The organism is Psychrosphaera sp. 1_MG-2023, assembly GCF_030548245.1.
Taxonomy (GTDB): Bacteria; Pseudomonadota; Gammaproteobacteria; order Enterobacterales; family Alteromonadaceae; genus Psychrosphaera; species Psychrosphaera algicola.
The window spans coordinates 138,048-153,191 of the sequence record NZ_JAUORW010000004.1 but is presented as its reverse complement, the minus strand read 5'-3'; the positions used below and the strand labels follow the sequence as shown (position 1 = coordinate 153,191).

The 15,144-nt window shown below is 38.1% G+C and carries 13 protein-coding genes; 10 read left to right on the top strand and 3 right to left on the bottom strand.

Annotated features, from left to right (window positions below):
- Positions 1–12 precede the first annotated feature (12 nt).
- The gene (gene dnaX / locus Q4575_RS04845; protein WP_303521511.1) at positions 13–2,409 is read left to right on the top strand and encodes a DNA polymerase III subunit gamma/tau; all 2,397 of its coding nucleotides are present in this window, start codon (positions 13–15) and stop codon (positions 2,407–2,409) included.
- A gap of 69 nt (positions 2,410–2,478) precedes the next feature.
- A complete protein-coding gene (locus Q4575_RS04840; protein WP_215964307.1) occupies positions 2,479–2,805 on the top strand; it encodes a YbaB/EbfC family nucleoid-associated protein in 327 nt (108 codons plus the stop codon).
- A gap of 142 nt (positions 2,806–2,947) precedes the next feature.
- Here the strand turns inward: Q4575_RS04840 and Q4575_RS04835 are convergent, their stop codons facing one another.
- Positions 2,948–3,676 carry a site-specific integrase gene (locus Q4575_RS04835; protein WP_303521510.1) on the bottom strand — a complete coding sequence of 243 codons (729 nt, stop codon included), beginning with the start codon at positions 3,674–3,676 and terminating at the stop codon, positions 2,948–2,950.
- A complete protein-coding gene (locus tag Q4575_RS04830) occupies positions 3,634–3,885 on the bottom strand; it encodes a hypothetical protein (protein ID WP_303521508.1) in 252 nt (83 codons plus the stop codon). Before Q4575_RS04830 ends, Q4575_RS04835 begins: the two co-directional genes overlap by 43 nt.
- Before the next feature lie 283 nt (positions 3,886–4,168).
- Here Q4575_RS04830 and Q4575_RS04825 point away from each other — a divergent pair, with 283 nt between their 5' ends.
- Positions 4,169–4,660 (top strand): hypothetical protein, encoded by a 492-nt coding sequence (locus Q4575_RS04825; protein ID WP_303521507.1) that lies wholly within the window; start codon positions 4,169–4,171, stop codon positions 4,658–4,660.
- Between the two features lie 74 nt (positions 4,661–4,734).
- Here Q4575_RS04825 and Q4575_RS19800 read toward each other — a convergent pair whose 3' ends face one another.
- Entirely contained in the window at positions 4,735–4,857 is a 123-nt protein-coding gene (locus tag Q4575_RS19800) for a hypothetical protein (RefSeq protein ID WP_368392746.1), read from the bottom strand.
- A 73-nt stretch (positions 4,858–4,930) separates the two neighbouring features.
- Between Q4575_RS19800 and Q4575_RS04820 the strand changes: the two genes are divergently transcribed.
- The 7 genes from Q4575_RS04820 (at position 4,931) to Q4575_RS04790 (ending at position 14,877) form a co-directional block, all read left to right on the top strand.
- Positions 4,931–5,155 (top strand): hypothetical protein, encoded by a 225-nt coding sequence (locus Q4575_RS04820; protein ID WP_303521506.1) that lies wholly within the window; start codon positions 4,931–4,933, stop codon positions 5,153–5,155.
- 180 nt (positions 5,156–5,335) lie between these two features.
- Positions 5,336–6,208: a WYL domain-containing protein gene (locus Q4575_RS04815; protein ID WP_303521505.1), complete on the top strand. Its 873-nt coding sequence runs from the start codon at positions 5,336–5,338 to the stop codon at positions 6,206–6,208.
- Positions 6,209–6,399: 191 nt separating this feature from the next.
- Positions 6,400–8,475 carry an anti-phage ZorAB system protein ZorA gene (gene zorA, locus Q4575_RS04810; protein WP_303521503.1) on the top strand — a complete coding sequence of 692 codons (2,076 nt, stop codon included), beginning with the start codon at positions 6,400–6,402 and terminating at the stop codon, positions 8,473–8,475.
- Between the two features lie 2 nt (positions 8,476–8,477).
- A complete protein-coding gene (locus tag Q4575_RS04805) occupies positions 8,478–9,221 on the top strand; it encodes an OmpA family protein (RefSeq protein WP_303521501.1) in 744 nt (247 codons plus the stop codon).
- 12 nt (positions 9,222–9,233) lie between these two features.
- Positions 9,234–10,676, top strand: a complete 1,443-nt coding sequence (locus Q4575_RS04800; protein ID WP_303521500.1) for an EH signature domain-containing protein — start codon at positions 9,234–9,236, stop codon at positions 10,674–10,676.
- A complete protein-coding gene (locus tag Q4575_RS04795) occupies positions 10,676–14,143 on the top strand; it encodes an SNF2-related protein (protein ID WP_303521499.1) in 3,468 nt (1,155 codons plus the stop codon). The genes Q4575_RS04800 and Q4575_RS04795 overlap by 1 nt, the downstream gene beginning before the upstream one ends.
- On the top strand, positions 14,140–14,877 hold the full coding sequence (locus Q4575_RS04790; protein WP_303521497.1) for a hypothetical protein: 738 nt from the start codon (positions 14,140–14,142) through the stop codon (positions 14,875–14,877). Before Q4575_RS04795 ends, Q4575_RS04790 begins: the two co-directional genes overlap by 4 nt.
- Positions 14,878–15,144: the final 267 nt, after the last annotated feature.

The window sequence follows — 15,144 nt, the reverse complement described above, 5'->3', positions numbered from 1 at the left end:
AGGTCTATATTAATGAGCTATCAGGTACTGGCAAGAAAATGGCGACCAGCAAAATTTGCTGAATTAGTTGGCCAAGAACATGTAAAGTCGGCGTTGATCAACGGTTTAACAAATCAAAGATTACATCACGCCTATCTTTTTACTGGTACCCGAGGCGTAGGCAAAACGTCTATAGCACGTATTTTTGCAAAAAGTCTTAATTGTGAAACGGGCATTACCGCGGAACCATGTGGTCAATGTGCCACTTGTGTTGATGTTGACGCCGGTCGGTTTGTCGATTTAATCGAGATTGACGCTGCATCACGAACCAAAGTTGGTGATACTCGTGAAATATTAGACAACGTACAATATGCACCTACTCGTGGTCGTTATAAAATATACCTTATCGACGAAGTTCATATGTTGTCCCGCCACAGTTTTAACGCTTTATTAAAAACGTTAGAAGAGCCACCAGAACACGTTAAGTTTTTACTCGCGACAACCGATCCTCAAAAACTACCCGTCACCATCCTGTCTCGTTGTTTGCAATTTAATTTGCAGGCCTTAGACATAGTGCAAATCGAGCAACAATTACAATCGATTTTACAGGCGGAGCATATTCAATACGAAGCACCTGCACTGACATTAATCGCAAAATATGCCCATGGTAGCATGCGAGACGGGTTGAGTTTAACCGACCAAGCGATTGCACAGTCGGGGGAAAACCTCACGCTGAGTATTGTCCAAAATATGTTGGGTACCGTTGATATTGCCTGGAGCCAAAATGTCTTTACCGCGATTTTGACGGGCAATGGCGAACGTTTAATTGAAGTATTTAACCGACTTGAAAAACAGCGCCCAGACTTTATTAAAGTCCTTGATGATATGTTAACGCTTTGCCATCAGATAGCGATGGCTCAGGTGTTGCCAGCGGCGGCAAAATTGAGTGTCGAAAATGAGGCTTTTGTGCTAAAAGTTGCACAAAATATTCCTGCCGCTCAAATTCAAGTTTATTATCAATTGCTACTTCAAGGTAAGAAAGATTTACCGCTAGCGCCTGAGATCACCCGTGGTTTTGAAATGTTGTGTTTGCGATTATTGGCTTTTAAACCAGTTGAAGCAGCAAGTGTTACCACAAGTGAGCAACCTCAGGTTGAGTCACAGGAAAGCTTAAAAAAAAACCTTGAATCTTCATTAAGTGATCTTTTAACTCAACCACTACCAGATGAAAATAAGCCTTTGGAAGTAAGTGAACAGTCACTTACATCAACTCATCAAGGTTCAGTTAATGCTGTACAAAAGCCGTATGAAACTCCAGAAATAAGCCCTAAAATTGTCACAGCGGTTGAACCTAAGGTTGAACAGAAAGTTGATCCTCAAGAATTAGCCGCTAATCAGCAACCCCCAGTTGATAATGAGCAGGGCAATGACCTTCAGTCTACGCAAACATTTAAAAATCAAGAACGTGGTCAGGAACAGAAGCAAACTTCAGCACAAGCAGCAACACAAGCAGCAACACAACCAGCAACACAACCAGCAACACAACCAGCAACACAACCAATTGTTGACCCTATACTCGCAGGCTATGAAGACTACCAACATATCTCTAATCAAACGGCTGAACAAGAGCACGAACTACTCTCGCAACAAGCATTTTATCAAGACATGGCAGAAAGTCAGGGGTTTGACCCAAGTTCAGAGTTTCAGCAAGGGGCCGCTCATTTCCCTGAGCAATCATTAGGACATTTAGAGCCACCACCTCAAGAGCCGTCAGTAGTCGCACAAGTGCCTCAATCAAACAGTGCACTAAACTCTACTTCAGAATTAGAAAACCCAGTAATGGCTATTTTGGCGAATCGTGGGTTACCAACAAATTTGGCTAATGTTGCATCGAGTGTGCAAACCGCTGCAATTGAAAAACTCGAGAGCAATAGTTCGGCGCAAGAACCTCAACAAAGCCAAGAGCAAGTCCCGGTTGAAAAAGTCATTGAAGAGAAATTAGAAGAACTACCTGACCTAAAACCAATTGAGCACGACGAAGTTAAGTTTGCCCATGAAGTAGACGAATGGGCTCGGATGATTGAAGTGTCAGATTTAGCCGGATTAGGACGACAGTTGGCCCGCAATGGCGAAGTTAAAATTGACGGCAATCAAATTGAATTAACAGTTAAACAAGAATTTGCGCATTTGTTAAACGAACGATCAGAAGCAGAACTCACAGACGTGGTTTCAAGATTGTCACCAGCGTCTAATTTTGTTATCAATAAAAGTGAAATTACCCAAGCGTCACCCGCTGATATACAGAAAAACATTAATGTAAATCGACAAGAGCGTGCCGAACAAAGCATAGCCGAGGATGGTTTTGTGCAAACCTTGTTAAACGAATTTGGCGGCAAGATAATCCCAGGTACGATAAATCCGGTTTCTTAGTTCGCAAACTTGAAACCAAAATTTTTGACCACATTAACAGTGGAATAATGACATTCAGAGGACAGACCTATGTTTAAAGGTGGAATGGGCAACATCATGAAGCAAGCCCAACAAATGCAAGAAAAAATGCAAAAGATGCAACAAGAAATCGCTAAGATGGAAGTTGTTGGCGAGTCGGGAGCAGGTCTGGTTAAAGTTACTATGTTGGGCAGCCACAATGTTAAACGTGTGGAAATTGACGACTCTTTAATGGAAGACGACAAGGAAATGATTGAAGACTTGTTAGCCGCTGCGGTAAACGATGCAGTACGTCGTGTTGAAGAGATGAATACAGAACAAATGGCGAAAGTCTCTGGCGGCATGGGCATGCCTCCTGGCATGAAGATGCCGTTTTAATCTAAACCTATTGAATTTATTGGTTTTTATTACTCCCTTGTACGAGGGATCATATAGGGGCCAAAACTTAATAAGAAAAAAGCTCAGAATATGAAATATATCTGAGCTTTTTTGTGTCTGTAAAATACTTATCAATTTATCTTCAATTACCAGGTTCATAAGGCACCACCGTTTTTTGGCCTAACTTTTCTCCTAACGTGTGAATATAATTAGGATCTTGTTTCGGTATCCATTTTCCGTAGATTTTATTGATCATTTCTGTATTCGAGTGCCCCATTTGGCTGGCTAACCATGTTGGCTGTGCACCAACCATAAGCATCTGACTCGCATAAGTGTGACGAAGTTGATATGCCGGCCGGTGTTGCAATTTGGCAGCCTTTAACCAATTTCCCCATTGTTTGGGAACCGTTGTTAATTCAGGTCGCTTGTATGGCTTATCATCTCTGCTTAAAAATACTCTGCGCCGCATTATTTTTTTAGTTTTGTTGTTTCGATAATGAATTACGTCATTTTGAGGGGCTACGTCAAAAGTGAGGCTCTTTATTTCTAATAAAACCTCTTTTGCCGCCGGGAGTAATTCAATTTTTCTGATCCCAGACTTTGTTTTAGGTAGCTTGATGTTACCTTTTCTGGTCAAGTTATAACGAACGTGCATATAGTTATGATCAAAATATACATCTTCCCAAGCCAGTGCCTTAATTTCACCGTGTTGCATGCCGGTCCAGGCAAGCAATTGAATCATAAGTTTGATCCTAGGAACATGAACGACAGCTAAAAGTGAGTCAAGTTCACTTTGCGAGAACGGACGAATATCATCATCTTGGCATTCTAAGTCATAATCATCTTTAGGTAATTTTTTAAGTGTTGGCACTGGATTAGTCTTGATATAACCTTGCTCAACTGCATGACAGAGTACTTTGCTAAACCTTCACCGTTTTGCTGAATGTGAGCGACGTCATTTATGTAACTAGAGTCGCCGACAGAACTTTCTAAGAACTCGAAATCTTGACTGTATTTACTCAAATTAACATACGAATTTGATGCCACGATTTGTCGCATTGTGCTATCTACTTTAACCATAATTGGCTCCTTAATAATTTAGATAAGCGTTAATTTCAGTATCAAATTACCTCAAGTTTAAAAACGCGCTATTGCCGTAATGGTCGTTCTTCCATCCTTATCTGGTTTTTGAAAGTTTAGTTTTTTGTGGGTTACACCTTGAACGTTCAAGGCGCTATGTGTCTGAGGTGGGGCAATTTTAAAGCGACGTTAGTGGGCCATTTTTACACCGGCGATGACATTGAATGGCGCGTTTTAATAAATATGAGTTAATGGGTGAGGTAAGAGTGATTAAGGAATAAGTATGAAATATTTTATAGAACTGCATTTCAAATATAATTGGAACGATATCTTTATATATCTATCGTTGTTCGTGCTAGTAATCGGCATATTATTGGCTGTTATTGAAGATTCAGAAACTGGAGTTTGGGCCGCCAAATTAAGAACAATTCGATTGAGATGGCTATTGCCAACATACCTCATCCATTTTGTAATCTACTTAGTGTCATTCTATTTCGCTCATGGTTTAAAAGAACAATTGCCGGTCTATAAATATGAACTCACTTCAGCAGGATGCGACGTTTTACAACAAGCCGGCTTAAGGCCCTTTGAGTTTACAGGTAGCGGGTGCATTGTTTATGGCTATTCATATGCTAACGCTAAATTACCGAAGGTAATTACTATTGGCTCCCAGCAAATATTGTTGGGTGAACGTGAAATTAGGGCGGAGCATAAAAGACTTTTTGCTGAGTATCGGAAAGAATTTGATGCAGCTTATGAGTCTAGCTATCGGTGAATATTAAGAAAGCGACGGATAGTTCACTCATGTTTAAGTGAACCATCCGTTGCGTTAACAAATGACTTTAAAAGTTAATTGTTAGTTGCATTTCCTTGCCACTGTACTGAACCAAAAAATACATAAACTTTTTCATCAGCTGGGTTTGCAACGGCAATATCATCTATTCCATCATTATTGTAATCACCAAACGCCAACCCATTTTGGACTTCAGCAGTTGCTGCACCTAAATAGTTACGACTGTTGAGGCCAGAAATTATTGAGCTATTTATGTCTGAAAATACAAATGTTAACCGTCCACTAATCCGACACTGTGATTTTATATACGAAATTCAATGCATCACATCCTTTAACGTTGACGCTTCAACGTTAATACTTTCAAATCAAAAAGAAATCGATGAACACAGCGTTCGTGGAATGGGGTTGACAGGAGAGCAAGTTAAACTAGGGATTACAGAAATCAAACAGCAAGCAGAATCATTAGTTGAATTTTGACACCTAACCGGTCAGAAAAAAGATATTAGTGAAGTGTAAAACCATGACCAAAATCAGGTGTACTTTCCAGTTAGCACCTTAAAAACTGAGTACGTGTCTAATCAAAATGATTGCACCTAAAAGGTGTGGTGGTAGTATGACATTATAGATTATTAAATTTTAATTAAATAAATGGACTTAATGTTAGATTCTTTTAATCATGCTCAACGTGAACGATTAGCATTTATCGATTTTTGCCTCGAATATTTTGGGCAAATTACCCGTGCAGATTTAATTCAAAAATTTAAAACTGGTTTGGCTGCGGCCACACGTGACATAAGTAGTTATAGAGAGTTAGCACCGCACAATTTAGAACTAAGCCACCAGACTAAAGTCTATTATCGTACAGAAGCTTTTAAGCCAGTATTTCAACATCAACCAGAATCCATTTTAAACAACCTAAGTAAAGGTTTTGGTGATGGCATTTCAAATGGCGTTATTCTAAGTGATAAATGTTTTGAAGCATCCACTTTAGTCACCCCTTCATCAGAAATAATAGCCTTAACCATGCGCGCTATTATCACCAAATCGGCACTTTGTTGTAACTATACCTCATTAACTTCGGGAGAAAGCCATAAAATGCTTTTCCCTCATTCAATTGTTAACAACGGTCAACGCTGGCATGTAAGGGCATTTGATACCAAGCATAATGAGTTTCGCGATTTTGTATGCACTAGACTCAGTCATTGCACAATTGATTCTGAAGCGAAGAATGATTTAGCTAATGCAGCTCATGACGTTGCTTGGAATAATTTAATTTCTGTAGAGCTAGTACCGCACCCCAACTTGCAATACCCAAAAGCAATAGAAATGGATTACAACATGAAAGGTGGAGTTCTAAAACTAGAAGTCAGAGAAGCGTTATTAGGTTATGTGCTTAGGTATTGGAATGTGGATTGTAGTCAAGAAGCGTCGCTTGCTGGTGGCGAAAACCATCTATGGCTTAAAAATATTGGTGAATTGGCAGAGCTTTCTTGCTTTAAAATTGCGCCAGGATACAAGGAATGTAAATGATTAATATAAAAGAGGTTTTACGCAGGCCGAGAGCTTTAAAATAATAGATAATTAATCGTTGTTCGAATTAACTAATACAAATAATAATAAAAAAACATCTGTACAATATTGAAAAATAAAGAAAATTAGATGATATGGACACAGTCGGTATCACAAAATAACAATTGAATGTAATTTTAGTAGGAAATATTATGGATAAATTAGATTGGTTACTTCCAGAGTTTTGGAACTTTAAAGCGCTATCATTTGAATCACAACTTAGTGCAACGTTTGTCGCATTTCTTCTTGTAATTACATTTTACTTTCTTAGCAAATCATTATTTTCGTTTTTTAGAGCGAAAGGCCGAGTGTCTTTATTAAATGCAGCGCTTAAAGAAACATCTACCGATAATATTGCATCTAAAAGAAGAGATTTAATTAGCTTCATTACAGAAAAAGATAGGGAAAAAAGCCAACCAGTTAGGCATATATGGAAGGAGTTTGATGAAACATTAATTGAAGTTAAGAGCATTGACAACGTGCACTTACACAATACTTTTGATGCTTCTTATTTTTTCAATACTCACACTTTGGCAAATGGGGTTACAGACAATAGACTCATTGCAGCAGTGCCTGGCTTTTTAACTGCAGTTGGGGTTATAGGAACCTTTGTTGGACTTCAAATTGGCCTTTCTGAAATGAATATATCTTCTGAAGTGTCGGTTGAGGAAATGAAAGCTGGTGTTTCAGCGGTAATTGGTGGCGCTAAAGTGGCTTTTATGACCTCTGTTTGGGGGGTATTGTTAAGTGTTTTATTCAATTTTATTGAAAAATCTTTAGAACAAAATATTAGAAAAAAAATAAGCCTAATCCAAGATAAAATCGATGATATTTTCCCACGCTTGAGTCCTGAATCTCAATTGCAAGTTATTGCACATAACAGTATTGAGTCTAGAGAAAGTCTGCAGGGACTTGCTGAGCAAATTGGTATCAAAATGCAGGAGTCGATGCTAACAGCTACTAGAGGGATTAGTGAGGCATTAGAAACCACTTTAAATGAGATAATGGCTCCGGCTATTAATAAACTAGTTGATGAAACTTCTGAAGGTAATCAAAAAGCACTCGAAGATCTGTTAACAAAGTTCATGGACGGCTTTGGCGCTCAAGGTAATCAGCAGAAGGAAGCAATGGAAAGTGCTTCTGAAAAAGTTAATGAGTCAATTTCTGGCATGCACAATTCTATGGAATCGTTCATTGCTAAGATTGAAGCATCACAGTTAGCGTCAGGAGAACGGGAAAAAGAGCTAATTTCTTCGATATCTGTGCAAGTGTCGCAATTGTTAGAGCATAGTCATATTCAGGGGAAAAAGATGACTGAAATGATGGAGTCACAGGTTGGCAGTCTGACTGACGCATTTAACAGCAATCAAGTTCGTGCGAATGAACGTGAACAGGAGTTCACCAGTAACATAGAGCAGCAAATTAAATCGTTAACTGAGGGAATTGTTTCTCAAAGTTCGGTGTTAACTGAATTTGTCGAAACGCAGATGTCTTCATTAAATGAATCTTTTACAAAACGAGATGAACAGAATGTGGCTATTTCTGAACAAAGAGATGCTGCAATAGCCGAGCAAACTCAGGCAATTTCAACCACCACACAAGAATTAGTTTCGCAAATTGAAACAAGCTTGCAAATCCACAAAACAAGTTCCGAACAAGTTATTGAACAAGGTAAATCGCTTCAACAAAGTGTTGAGTCCTCTGTTTTAGCGAGTGCTAAAGCGACTGATAGCATGCGCGAATCTGCTACTGAACTTAAATCAGCGGCAGAAAAAATGAGTGTCTTTGGTTCTCACGTAAGAGATGCAGGCAACAAATTATCAGGAGCCGTAACTGAGGCCGTTGAATCAACAAAAGATTTAGCTAATCAAAACTTAACCACGTCAGCAAGAATGGAAAGTTTACGGGATCAATTAATTGAAGATACTGCGAGATTTAAAGAACTTGCAGATCAAATTAATAACATGGTTACTAATGCTGGTAGCACTTTTGAAGGCCTAAAAACGTCTCAAAGTGAATATTTGACCGAACTCAAGAAAAATGTGGCTGATTTGTCTACGAAAATGACAAATTTATTGTCAGATTATGCAATGCAGGCAAACGCTCAAACAAAAGACCACCTGACAATTTGGGCTGATACTTCAACACAATATGCAACTACGATGAATAACGCAGCCCGAGCTTTAGCGGGCGTAGTAGAAGACATCCAAGACAAGGTTGGTGCGTGATAATGAGATTCACTACACGAAATCAAGTGAAAGTGGATGAAGAAAACCCATATTGGATTTCTTTTTCCGACTTAATGTCGGCTCTGTTGGTGATTTTTATCTTAGCAGCCGTTGCACTAATTATTGAGCTTACTCAAAGAACTCAAGATATTGACGCTGGTATAGAAGAGTTGAAAAAAGCGGAGCAAGCTCGGCAAGACATTTTAACCGAAGTTAGAGAGGAATTAGCGAAGCAAAATATCAAAGTAGAAATTGCCGATAATGAAACTGTAATTCGGATCCCGGAAGAAACTTTGTCATTTAAATCAGGTGAAGACTTAATACCAGAGGAAATGACTGATTCAGTTAAAAATATAGGCATCATCCTTCACTCAGCTATTTTAAAAAATCAAAGATTTAAATACTTAAATACGGTTTTTGTAGAAGGCCATACCGATAGTGTTCCAATTAAACGTGGTAAATATTGGACTAAGGGAAATTGGGGATTAAGTGCAGACAGGGCCATCACAGTTTGGAAGTTATGGAGTGAGGAGTTAGTTTTAGAACCAAACTTAAATGAGTTATTAAACCACTCAGAAGAAAAGTTATTTTCAGTTAGTGGGTATGCGGCAACAAGGCGCGTTGAATTAGATGAGTCGACGCCTGAACTAAAGGCAAAAAATAGACGAATTGACATCAGATTTACAGTTAAAAGGCCATCTATAGAAGACCTTGAAAAAATTAAACCAAATTACAGCAAGTCATAAGCGGTAATGTCTATGAGAATAAATATAAGTAAGCTCAAATTCACTTTACCGGAAAATCCTTTTGGCAAAAATGCTGACAAAATGCGGAAGTTAGTGAGTGGCTTACAACAACTCGCTAAAGGTGCTGGTACCGAAAGCGAATCGTTTAAAGCCGCATGGCTGAAAATTGCTAACGCAATTGAAGACAATAAAAACCTAGAGTCTGTGATTAAAAACAAATTGGATATCCGGGCATTAGGATTTGAATTAGATCCTAAATTTAACCAGCGCATAGCACTTAATGAGCGTGTTTTGCAAAAAATCGATTCTATTACTGATAATCCTAGTTCTATATTTATAGAGAGTTTATTTCAATATTACTTGAGTCATTTTAGCGAATTGAAAAATATAGATAAGGTATCAGCGTGGTTAGTCAAATCAAGAGCAAAGCGGCGTTTGAGTAAATGGTATGATCCTCATTTGCTGTCTCCTGATGGTCCGAAATGGGTGGCCCAGCAAGCTATTGATAAAAATGCTGACTTTGAAATTATTATTAAAGAGTTAGATCTAGATCAATTTCAATCCGGACAGTTTATGGAGCAATCACAACGAATTTATTTCGTAGAGCAATTGAATAATATTCCTATAAACCAGCCGCACGAACTACTAGAAGAGGTCCAGAAACAAGAAGTCTATGAATCAAGCTTCAGTCGTTCCGAATTATTAGGGCATATAGTTTTGAAGGTCTTGATAGAAAGAGCGCCCACACTTGATATTCATGAGTCTTGGATGAATACGATTATGTCAATAGCTGGAGATCCTCGTATAACAGTAGGCCATCCAAGATATATAAAATGGTGGAGCCATATTCCTGATGAAATGATTTCAAAAGTTAAAGGTTGGCTATCTGGACTTGACCTGAAGCTTTTTCTAGAGGCCTTAGAAGACTTTTCTTACTCTTCTCGGGATGCAGATATGGAAAGAATGTTTCCCGCTAGGAAGCAGTTTTTGGAAGGACTCTACGATAAAAAACTGATTAAAAATACTAAGCTGTATATGTGTAAGAATATGGCTAGATTCCTAAACAATAAATATAAAGAAGAACACTTGCCTGATTTTTCAATAGTAGAAGACGGTGAAAAATCTATTATTTATGTGGACTTAGGTAATGCACATATCATTGAAGGAAGTCACCAATGTCAGCTTTGGATTTACCGTTCTATGCATGAGTCAGCCCCAGTATTGAAATATGAAAAACAAAAAAAATCGTATAGAGGACTAACGATGGGCCTTCACGAAGCTATGTCCCGTTATGGCAAAGGGGCATATGATCATTTTGTTCACTCCCCAGGCAGTTTTAGTTGGCAACGTAGGGCGGTTAGGATCCTAAGCAATTTGGGGGTTCCAGTCACTGTGAAAGACGTTTTAACGGCTGACGATTATCGTAGTTATGTTCGTAGATTTGGAGCAGAGTAATGGCATTTTCAAACTTAATTAATAGATTTTTTAAAAATGTAGATAAATCGATTTCGTTCAATTTTACTACTGATGACATTGATGGTGGGTATTTCTCTTTAGATAAAAGTGAATTTGAAAAGATTAGAAACGGAACTGCAAATGAGTGGCTAACCCAACAATACGTCACCTTAAAGATGCTTGAGGAGCAAGGTGAAGCAGAAAGCATACCTAATGGTTTCATTGTCCCCTCCAGCGTGCTCTGCCGTTTAGACGATTATGTACGAGAGTCTTTGTCATTACCTCCTTTATGGGACGGGGCCATATCTGCGGATATTAAAGGGACTACGAGTCGTTCAAACTTTAATGTTGAACTTTCGGTTTCTGATCCAGATGGACGAAGTACACATAGTTACGTAATAGAAGGCCCGATTATAAAGTTTGGTGAAACTGCTCAATTCTTACTGACTCAAGCGCAATTAATAGCTTTTGAGGCAAAGAAAAAACATGATAACTCTGCAAAATCCGAGTTCGACAATTTAACTTTGTTGCACAATTTACAGTTGAGCCAGAAGCAGAATGCCAAATTACAACTACAACATTTTGAAAGGTTAAAAATTCATACACCTGAAAAAATAGCGGTAGAAGCGGAAGTTGATGCATATGGAAATTTAATTCTAACGCCATTTATGGGGCAAGTAGCTAGCCACGAGGAAATGCAAAAGGTATTGGGGCAAATTGTTGCGCCTAATGCAAATACAATAAAAGTTGGTGATGAAATCATCCTCTTTACCGAAGACAAAATAAAAGCGGTCAAAGAGGTATTAGACAATCGGATAGTACCTAAAAGTAAAGTTAAAGAGTTTCTAGAAAATCCAACAGCTTTTATCGATGCGTCATTAGTAGACTTAGAGCTCGGTTTTTCGCTTCGTGTTCACGGAGCAACAACGTTTAAACATGCTTACTTTGGTGAAACTGATGATTCCGGTGTCGATTGGTTTGGACAAGCAGATACTTCCGAGCAAGTATTACCTATTGCAAAGATAGCCTCACAGATAACAGATACAACCTCTTTTCAGCAAGTTGAAAAATTGATTGACGATGCAAAAGGGGCTGGAGCTTCAGAGATTCAATATGAAGGGAGCTTTTATGATATATCAGATGATAATCAGGTTAAAAACACGTTAGATAAAATCAAGCGATTGTTAGATGGGCAGGATCCTGGAGTTGGTGAAGGTGAGGACGAAGAAAAAGGTGGTGGAATAAGTGAACCTAAACCTACATATATGGAAGAAACTTTAGTTGTTGACATCGATCTAAATGATGAAGTTTTAACTGAAAACTCACCGGTTGTATCAGATAAAATTAAAGATGTTTGCCGAGTAGGGGAGTTAGATTGGACTAATTACCTAAGAACACCATACAAACATCAAGATATTGGTGTCAGGTGGATTCTTGGTTTGTTAGATCAAAGTCACCAAAAAAACTCTTTTAGTGGCTCATTGCTCGCTGATGATATGGGACTAGGGAAAACGTTCATGGCACTTTCTGCTGTGGAGCATTATTACCGTGAATTAAACCAAACTAATGAAACTCAGAAACCAACATTAATTGTTGCCCCATTAAGTTTATTAGAGAATTGGAAAGATGAAGTTGATAAAACATTTGAAACATCTCCATTTAGAGACATTGTTATACTTCAATCGGATGGCGAATTAAATAGATTTAGAAATGGTGGCGTTGAGATTAGATCAAATTCCCTAGATGATGAAGAATTTGAACCACGCTATTCATTAAACATTGGTAAGAACTGTGCTGATAGGCTGGATATGCCGGGCCGACTAGTCATTACGACGTACCAAACATTGAGAGATTATCAATTTTCCCTTTGTCTTGTTGATTGGGGAGTCGTCATTTTTGATGAAGCACAAAACATTAAAAACCCCAATGCTTTGGCAACAAGAGCAGCAAAGGGCTTAAAAGCGCAATTTAAATTAGTTGCGACTGGTACTCCAGTTGAAAATAGTTTAGCTGATTTTTGGTGCCTAATGGATACCGCATGTCCTGAATATTTAGGGGGGTATCAAGATTTCAGATCTAAATACATCTCACCAATATTGCAGGCAGCTAGTGACGAAGTAGAAGAAATAAGAAATAGGGTCGGGAGGGAATTAAGGATAAAAGTTGGGGCAATAATGCTGCGCAGGTTAAAAGAGGACAATCTAGATGGATTACCTGAAAAGCATATGTACGTTGGTATAGAAAATACAGATTGGAAGTATTTGCCTGAACTAGGAAAAACAATGGCTGGTTATCAATTGAAAGTTTATAACGGAGCGATAGAGTCAGTTGGAGAATCCGAGTCTAATCATGTTTTGGGCACATTGCAAAGGCTAAGAAGTAGCTCTTTACACCCGCGTTTAGCTGATGGCGGTAGTTTAAACTGTCCTAAGTCTAATAAAGAGTTAAACGACATACTATTTGAATCAGAAAAGTTAAAAAGCTTATTGGCGTTGTTAGATTTAATCAAAACAAAAAATGAAAAATGCATTATCTTTGCTGTTAATAAACGCCTCCAAACTTTTTTAAGTATTGCTTTAGGTCGAAAATACAACTTAGGCCCGCTGTCGATCATAAATGGTGATGCCAAAGCCGTTTCAAAAAATGCATCGACGCCTACGCGTAAATCTATGATTGCCGATTTTGAAGCTAAAGTAGGGTTTAATATTATTGTTATGTCACCAGTGGCAGCTGGCGTTGGGTTAACAGTAATTGGTGCAAACAATGTGGTTCATTTTGAGAGACATTGGAATCCAGCGAAAGAAGCTCAAGCCACCGACCGTGTTTACAGAATTGGTCAGACAAAAGACGTAAACATTTACGTCCCTGTTCTTCTTCATCCTAAAATGGAGTCTTTTGATGTCAATCTTCATAAATTACTCACTAAAAAGACGCTACTTAAAGATGCCGTAGTTACTCCAGAGGAAGTAACCCCAATGCCGGGGGGCTTAGGAGGTGCTATAGGCTTCACTGATGAACAGCTAATAAGCGCTGATGATATTAAAAAGCTAAGTTGGCAACAATTTGAAGCTTTAACCGTTGAAGTCATGGGTAAAGAGTTAGCAGCAGATAGTGTCTGGTTAGCAAGTAATGGCCCAGATAAAGGCTCAGACGGGGTATTGAAAGTAAATAATGAACTAGTACTGATCCAAGCAAAGCACACCATCGGAGGTCGTTATGATGGATATAAAGCCGTTCAAGAAATCTTTTCGGCCAAACCAATTTATCAAGATACAATAGGTACTTCTTGTAAAACTTTACTTTTTATTACCAATGCAACCATGCTTTCGTCGAGAACTAGAGAGGTAGCAAAGCAATGTGGAGTTGACGTAATTAATGGCAAAGAGCTCGCCCAACTAGTTAAAAAACATCAGATTTCGTTTAAACAAATTTTAATGCGTTTAGATAAAAAAAGGCTCAAAGTATGACAACTAGTCAAATGACCATCGATTTATCTGATAATAGTCTGTATTCAAATTCAGGTGAACTGATAAAAACATTTGAATGCCCATTATCAAAAAGCTGGGAACTACTTTCGTTGACGAAAAACCAACTTGTAAGGTTTTGTGCCGATTGTCGCAATGACGTCATCAATATTACCCAATTTGATGAAAAAGAAATTATTGCTTTGTTTAAAGTAAATCATAGTGCTTGTGCATATATAAATTTTCCAAAAGCTAAAGCCGAATTTAGTTTTAGAAATTCGAGCCCTGATGAAACTAAGTGTATAGAGACTGTTAACAACTTACCTGTGATTCAAACGGCTAGAGATATAGAGGCAATTAATATCGCTATAAAAGCTGGGAGTAAGGTGTTAATTAAACCAACAGACCCGAATAGCGCTCCCCAAAGTAAAGTTGGCATATACCATAATAAAAATGGTGAACTGACAATTGAAGGCTATGATTTAAGACACTTTGATTGGAAGAATAGCCAGACGACTTACTACAAGTCTGGACAAAACTTTTCGCCTTTTGCTGCTTACATTATTCCAAGAAATTTTCCAAATAATGTAAAAGTTTACATTCCTGACGTTATTGAGCATGTAATAGACTCATCTTGGAATCAAGGAGATACATTTCGGTTAAATTCAACTACAGGTTTTTGGAACGGGGAAGAAATTATAATAGATAAACCGGAACCAATGATCATGGTTGGCTAATATAAAAACAAAAGAATTGATGCTGTTACCTAAAGTAATAGAGAAGAAACTCATCCCTCGAAATCTAACTTTTAATTTGTCTCACCTACTAATTAATATGAATTTTTTGTTCTTGGCCACATTCATAAACCAAGGGACATAAGTAAAGAGAAATACGCAAAAATTGAATCACAATGCAGGCACATAATAGATGGTAAAGTACTCAAGCTAGCTATATCTATATAGCTACGAATGTTGAAGCCAGAAATATGCAACGCATGAACAAGT

Excerpts from the sequence above, each read along its gene's own strand:
- Q4575_RS04840 (WP_215964307.1), top strand. The coding sequence starts at position 2,479 with ATGTTTAAAGGTGGAATGGGCAACATCATGAAGCAAGCCCAACAAATG.
- Q4575_RS04790 (WP_303521497.1), top strand. The coding sequence starts at position 14,140 with ATGACAACTAGTCAAATGACCATCGATTTATCTGATAATAGTCTGTAT.
- Q4575_RS04800 (WP_303521500.1), top strand. The coding sequence starts at position 9,234 with ATGAGAATAAATATAAGTAAGCTCAAATTCACTTTACCGGAAAATCCT.
- Q4575_RS04830 (WP_303521508.1), bottom strand. The coding sequence starts at position 3,885 with ATGGTTAAAGTAGATAGCACAATGCGACAAATCGTGGCATCAAATTCG.
- Q4575_RS04795 (WP_303521499.1), top strand. The coding sequence starts at position 10,676 with ATGGCATTTTCAAACTTAATTAATAGATTTTTTAAAAATGTAGATAAA.
- Q4575_RS04805 (WP_303521501.1), top strand. The coding sequence starts at position 8,478 with ATGAGATTCACTACACGAAATCAAGTGAAAGTGGATGAAGAAAACCCA.
- Q4575_RS04825 (WP_303521507.1), top strand. The coding sequence starts at position 4,169 with ATGAAATATTTTATAGAACTGCATTTCAAATATAATTGGAACGATATC.
- Q4575_RS04820 (WP_303521506.1), top strand. The coding sequence starts at position 4,931 with ATGTCTGAAAATACAAATGTTAACCGTCCACTAATCCGACACTGTGAT.
- dnaX (WP_303521511.1), top strand. The coding sequence starts at position 13 with ATGAGCTATCAGGTACTGGCAAGAAAATGGCGACCAGCAAAATTTGCT.
- Q4575_RS04815 (WP_303521505.1), top strand. The coding sequence starts at position 5,336 with ATGTTAGATTCTTTTAATCATGCTCAACGTGAACGATTAGCATTTATC.
- zorA (WP_303521503.1), top strand. The coding sequence starts at position 6,400 with ATGGATAAATTAGATTGGTTACTTCCAGAGTTTTGGAACTTTAAAGCG.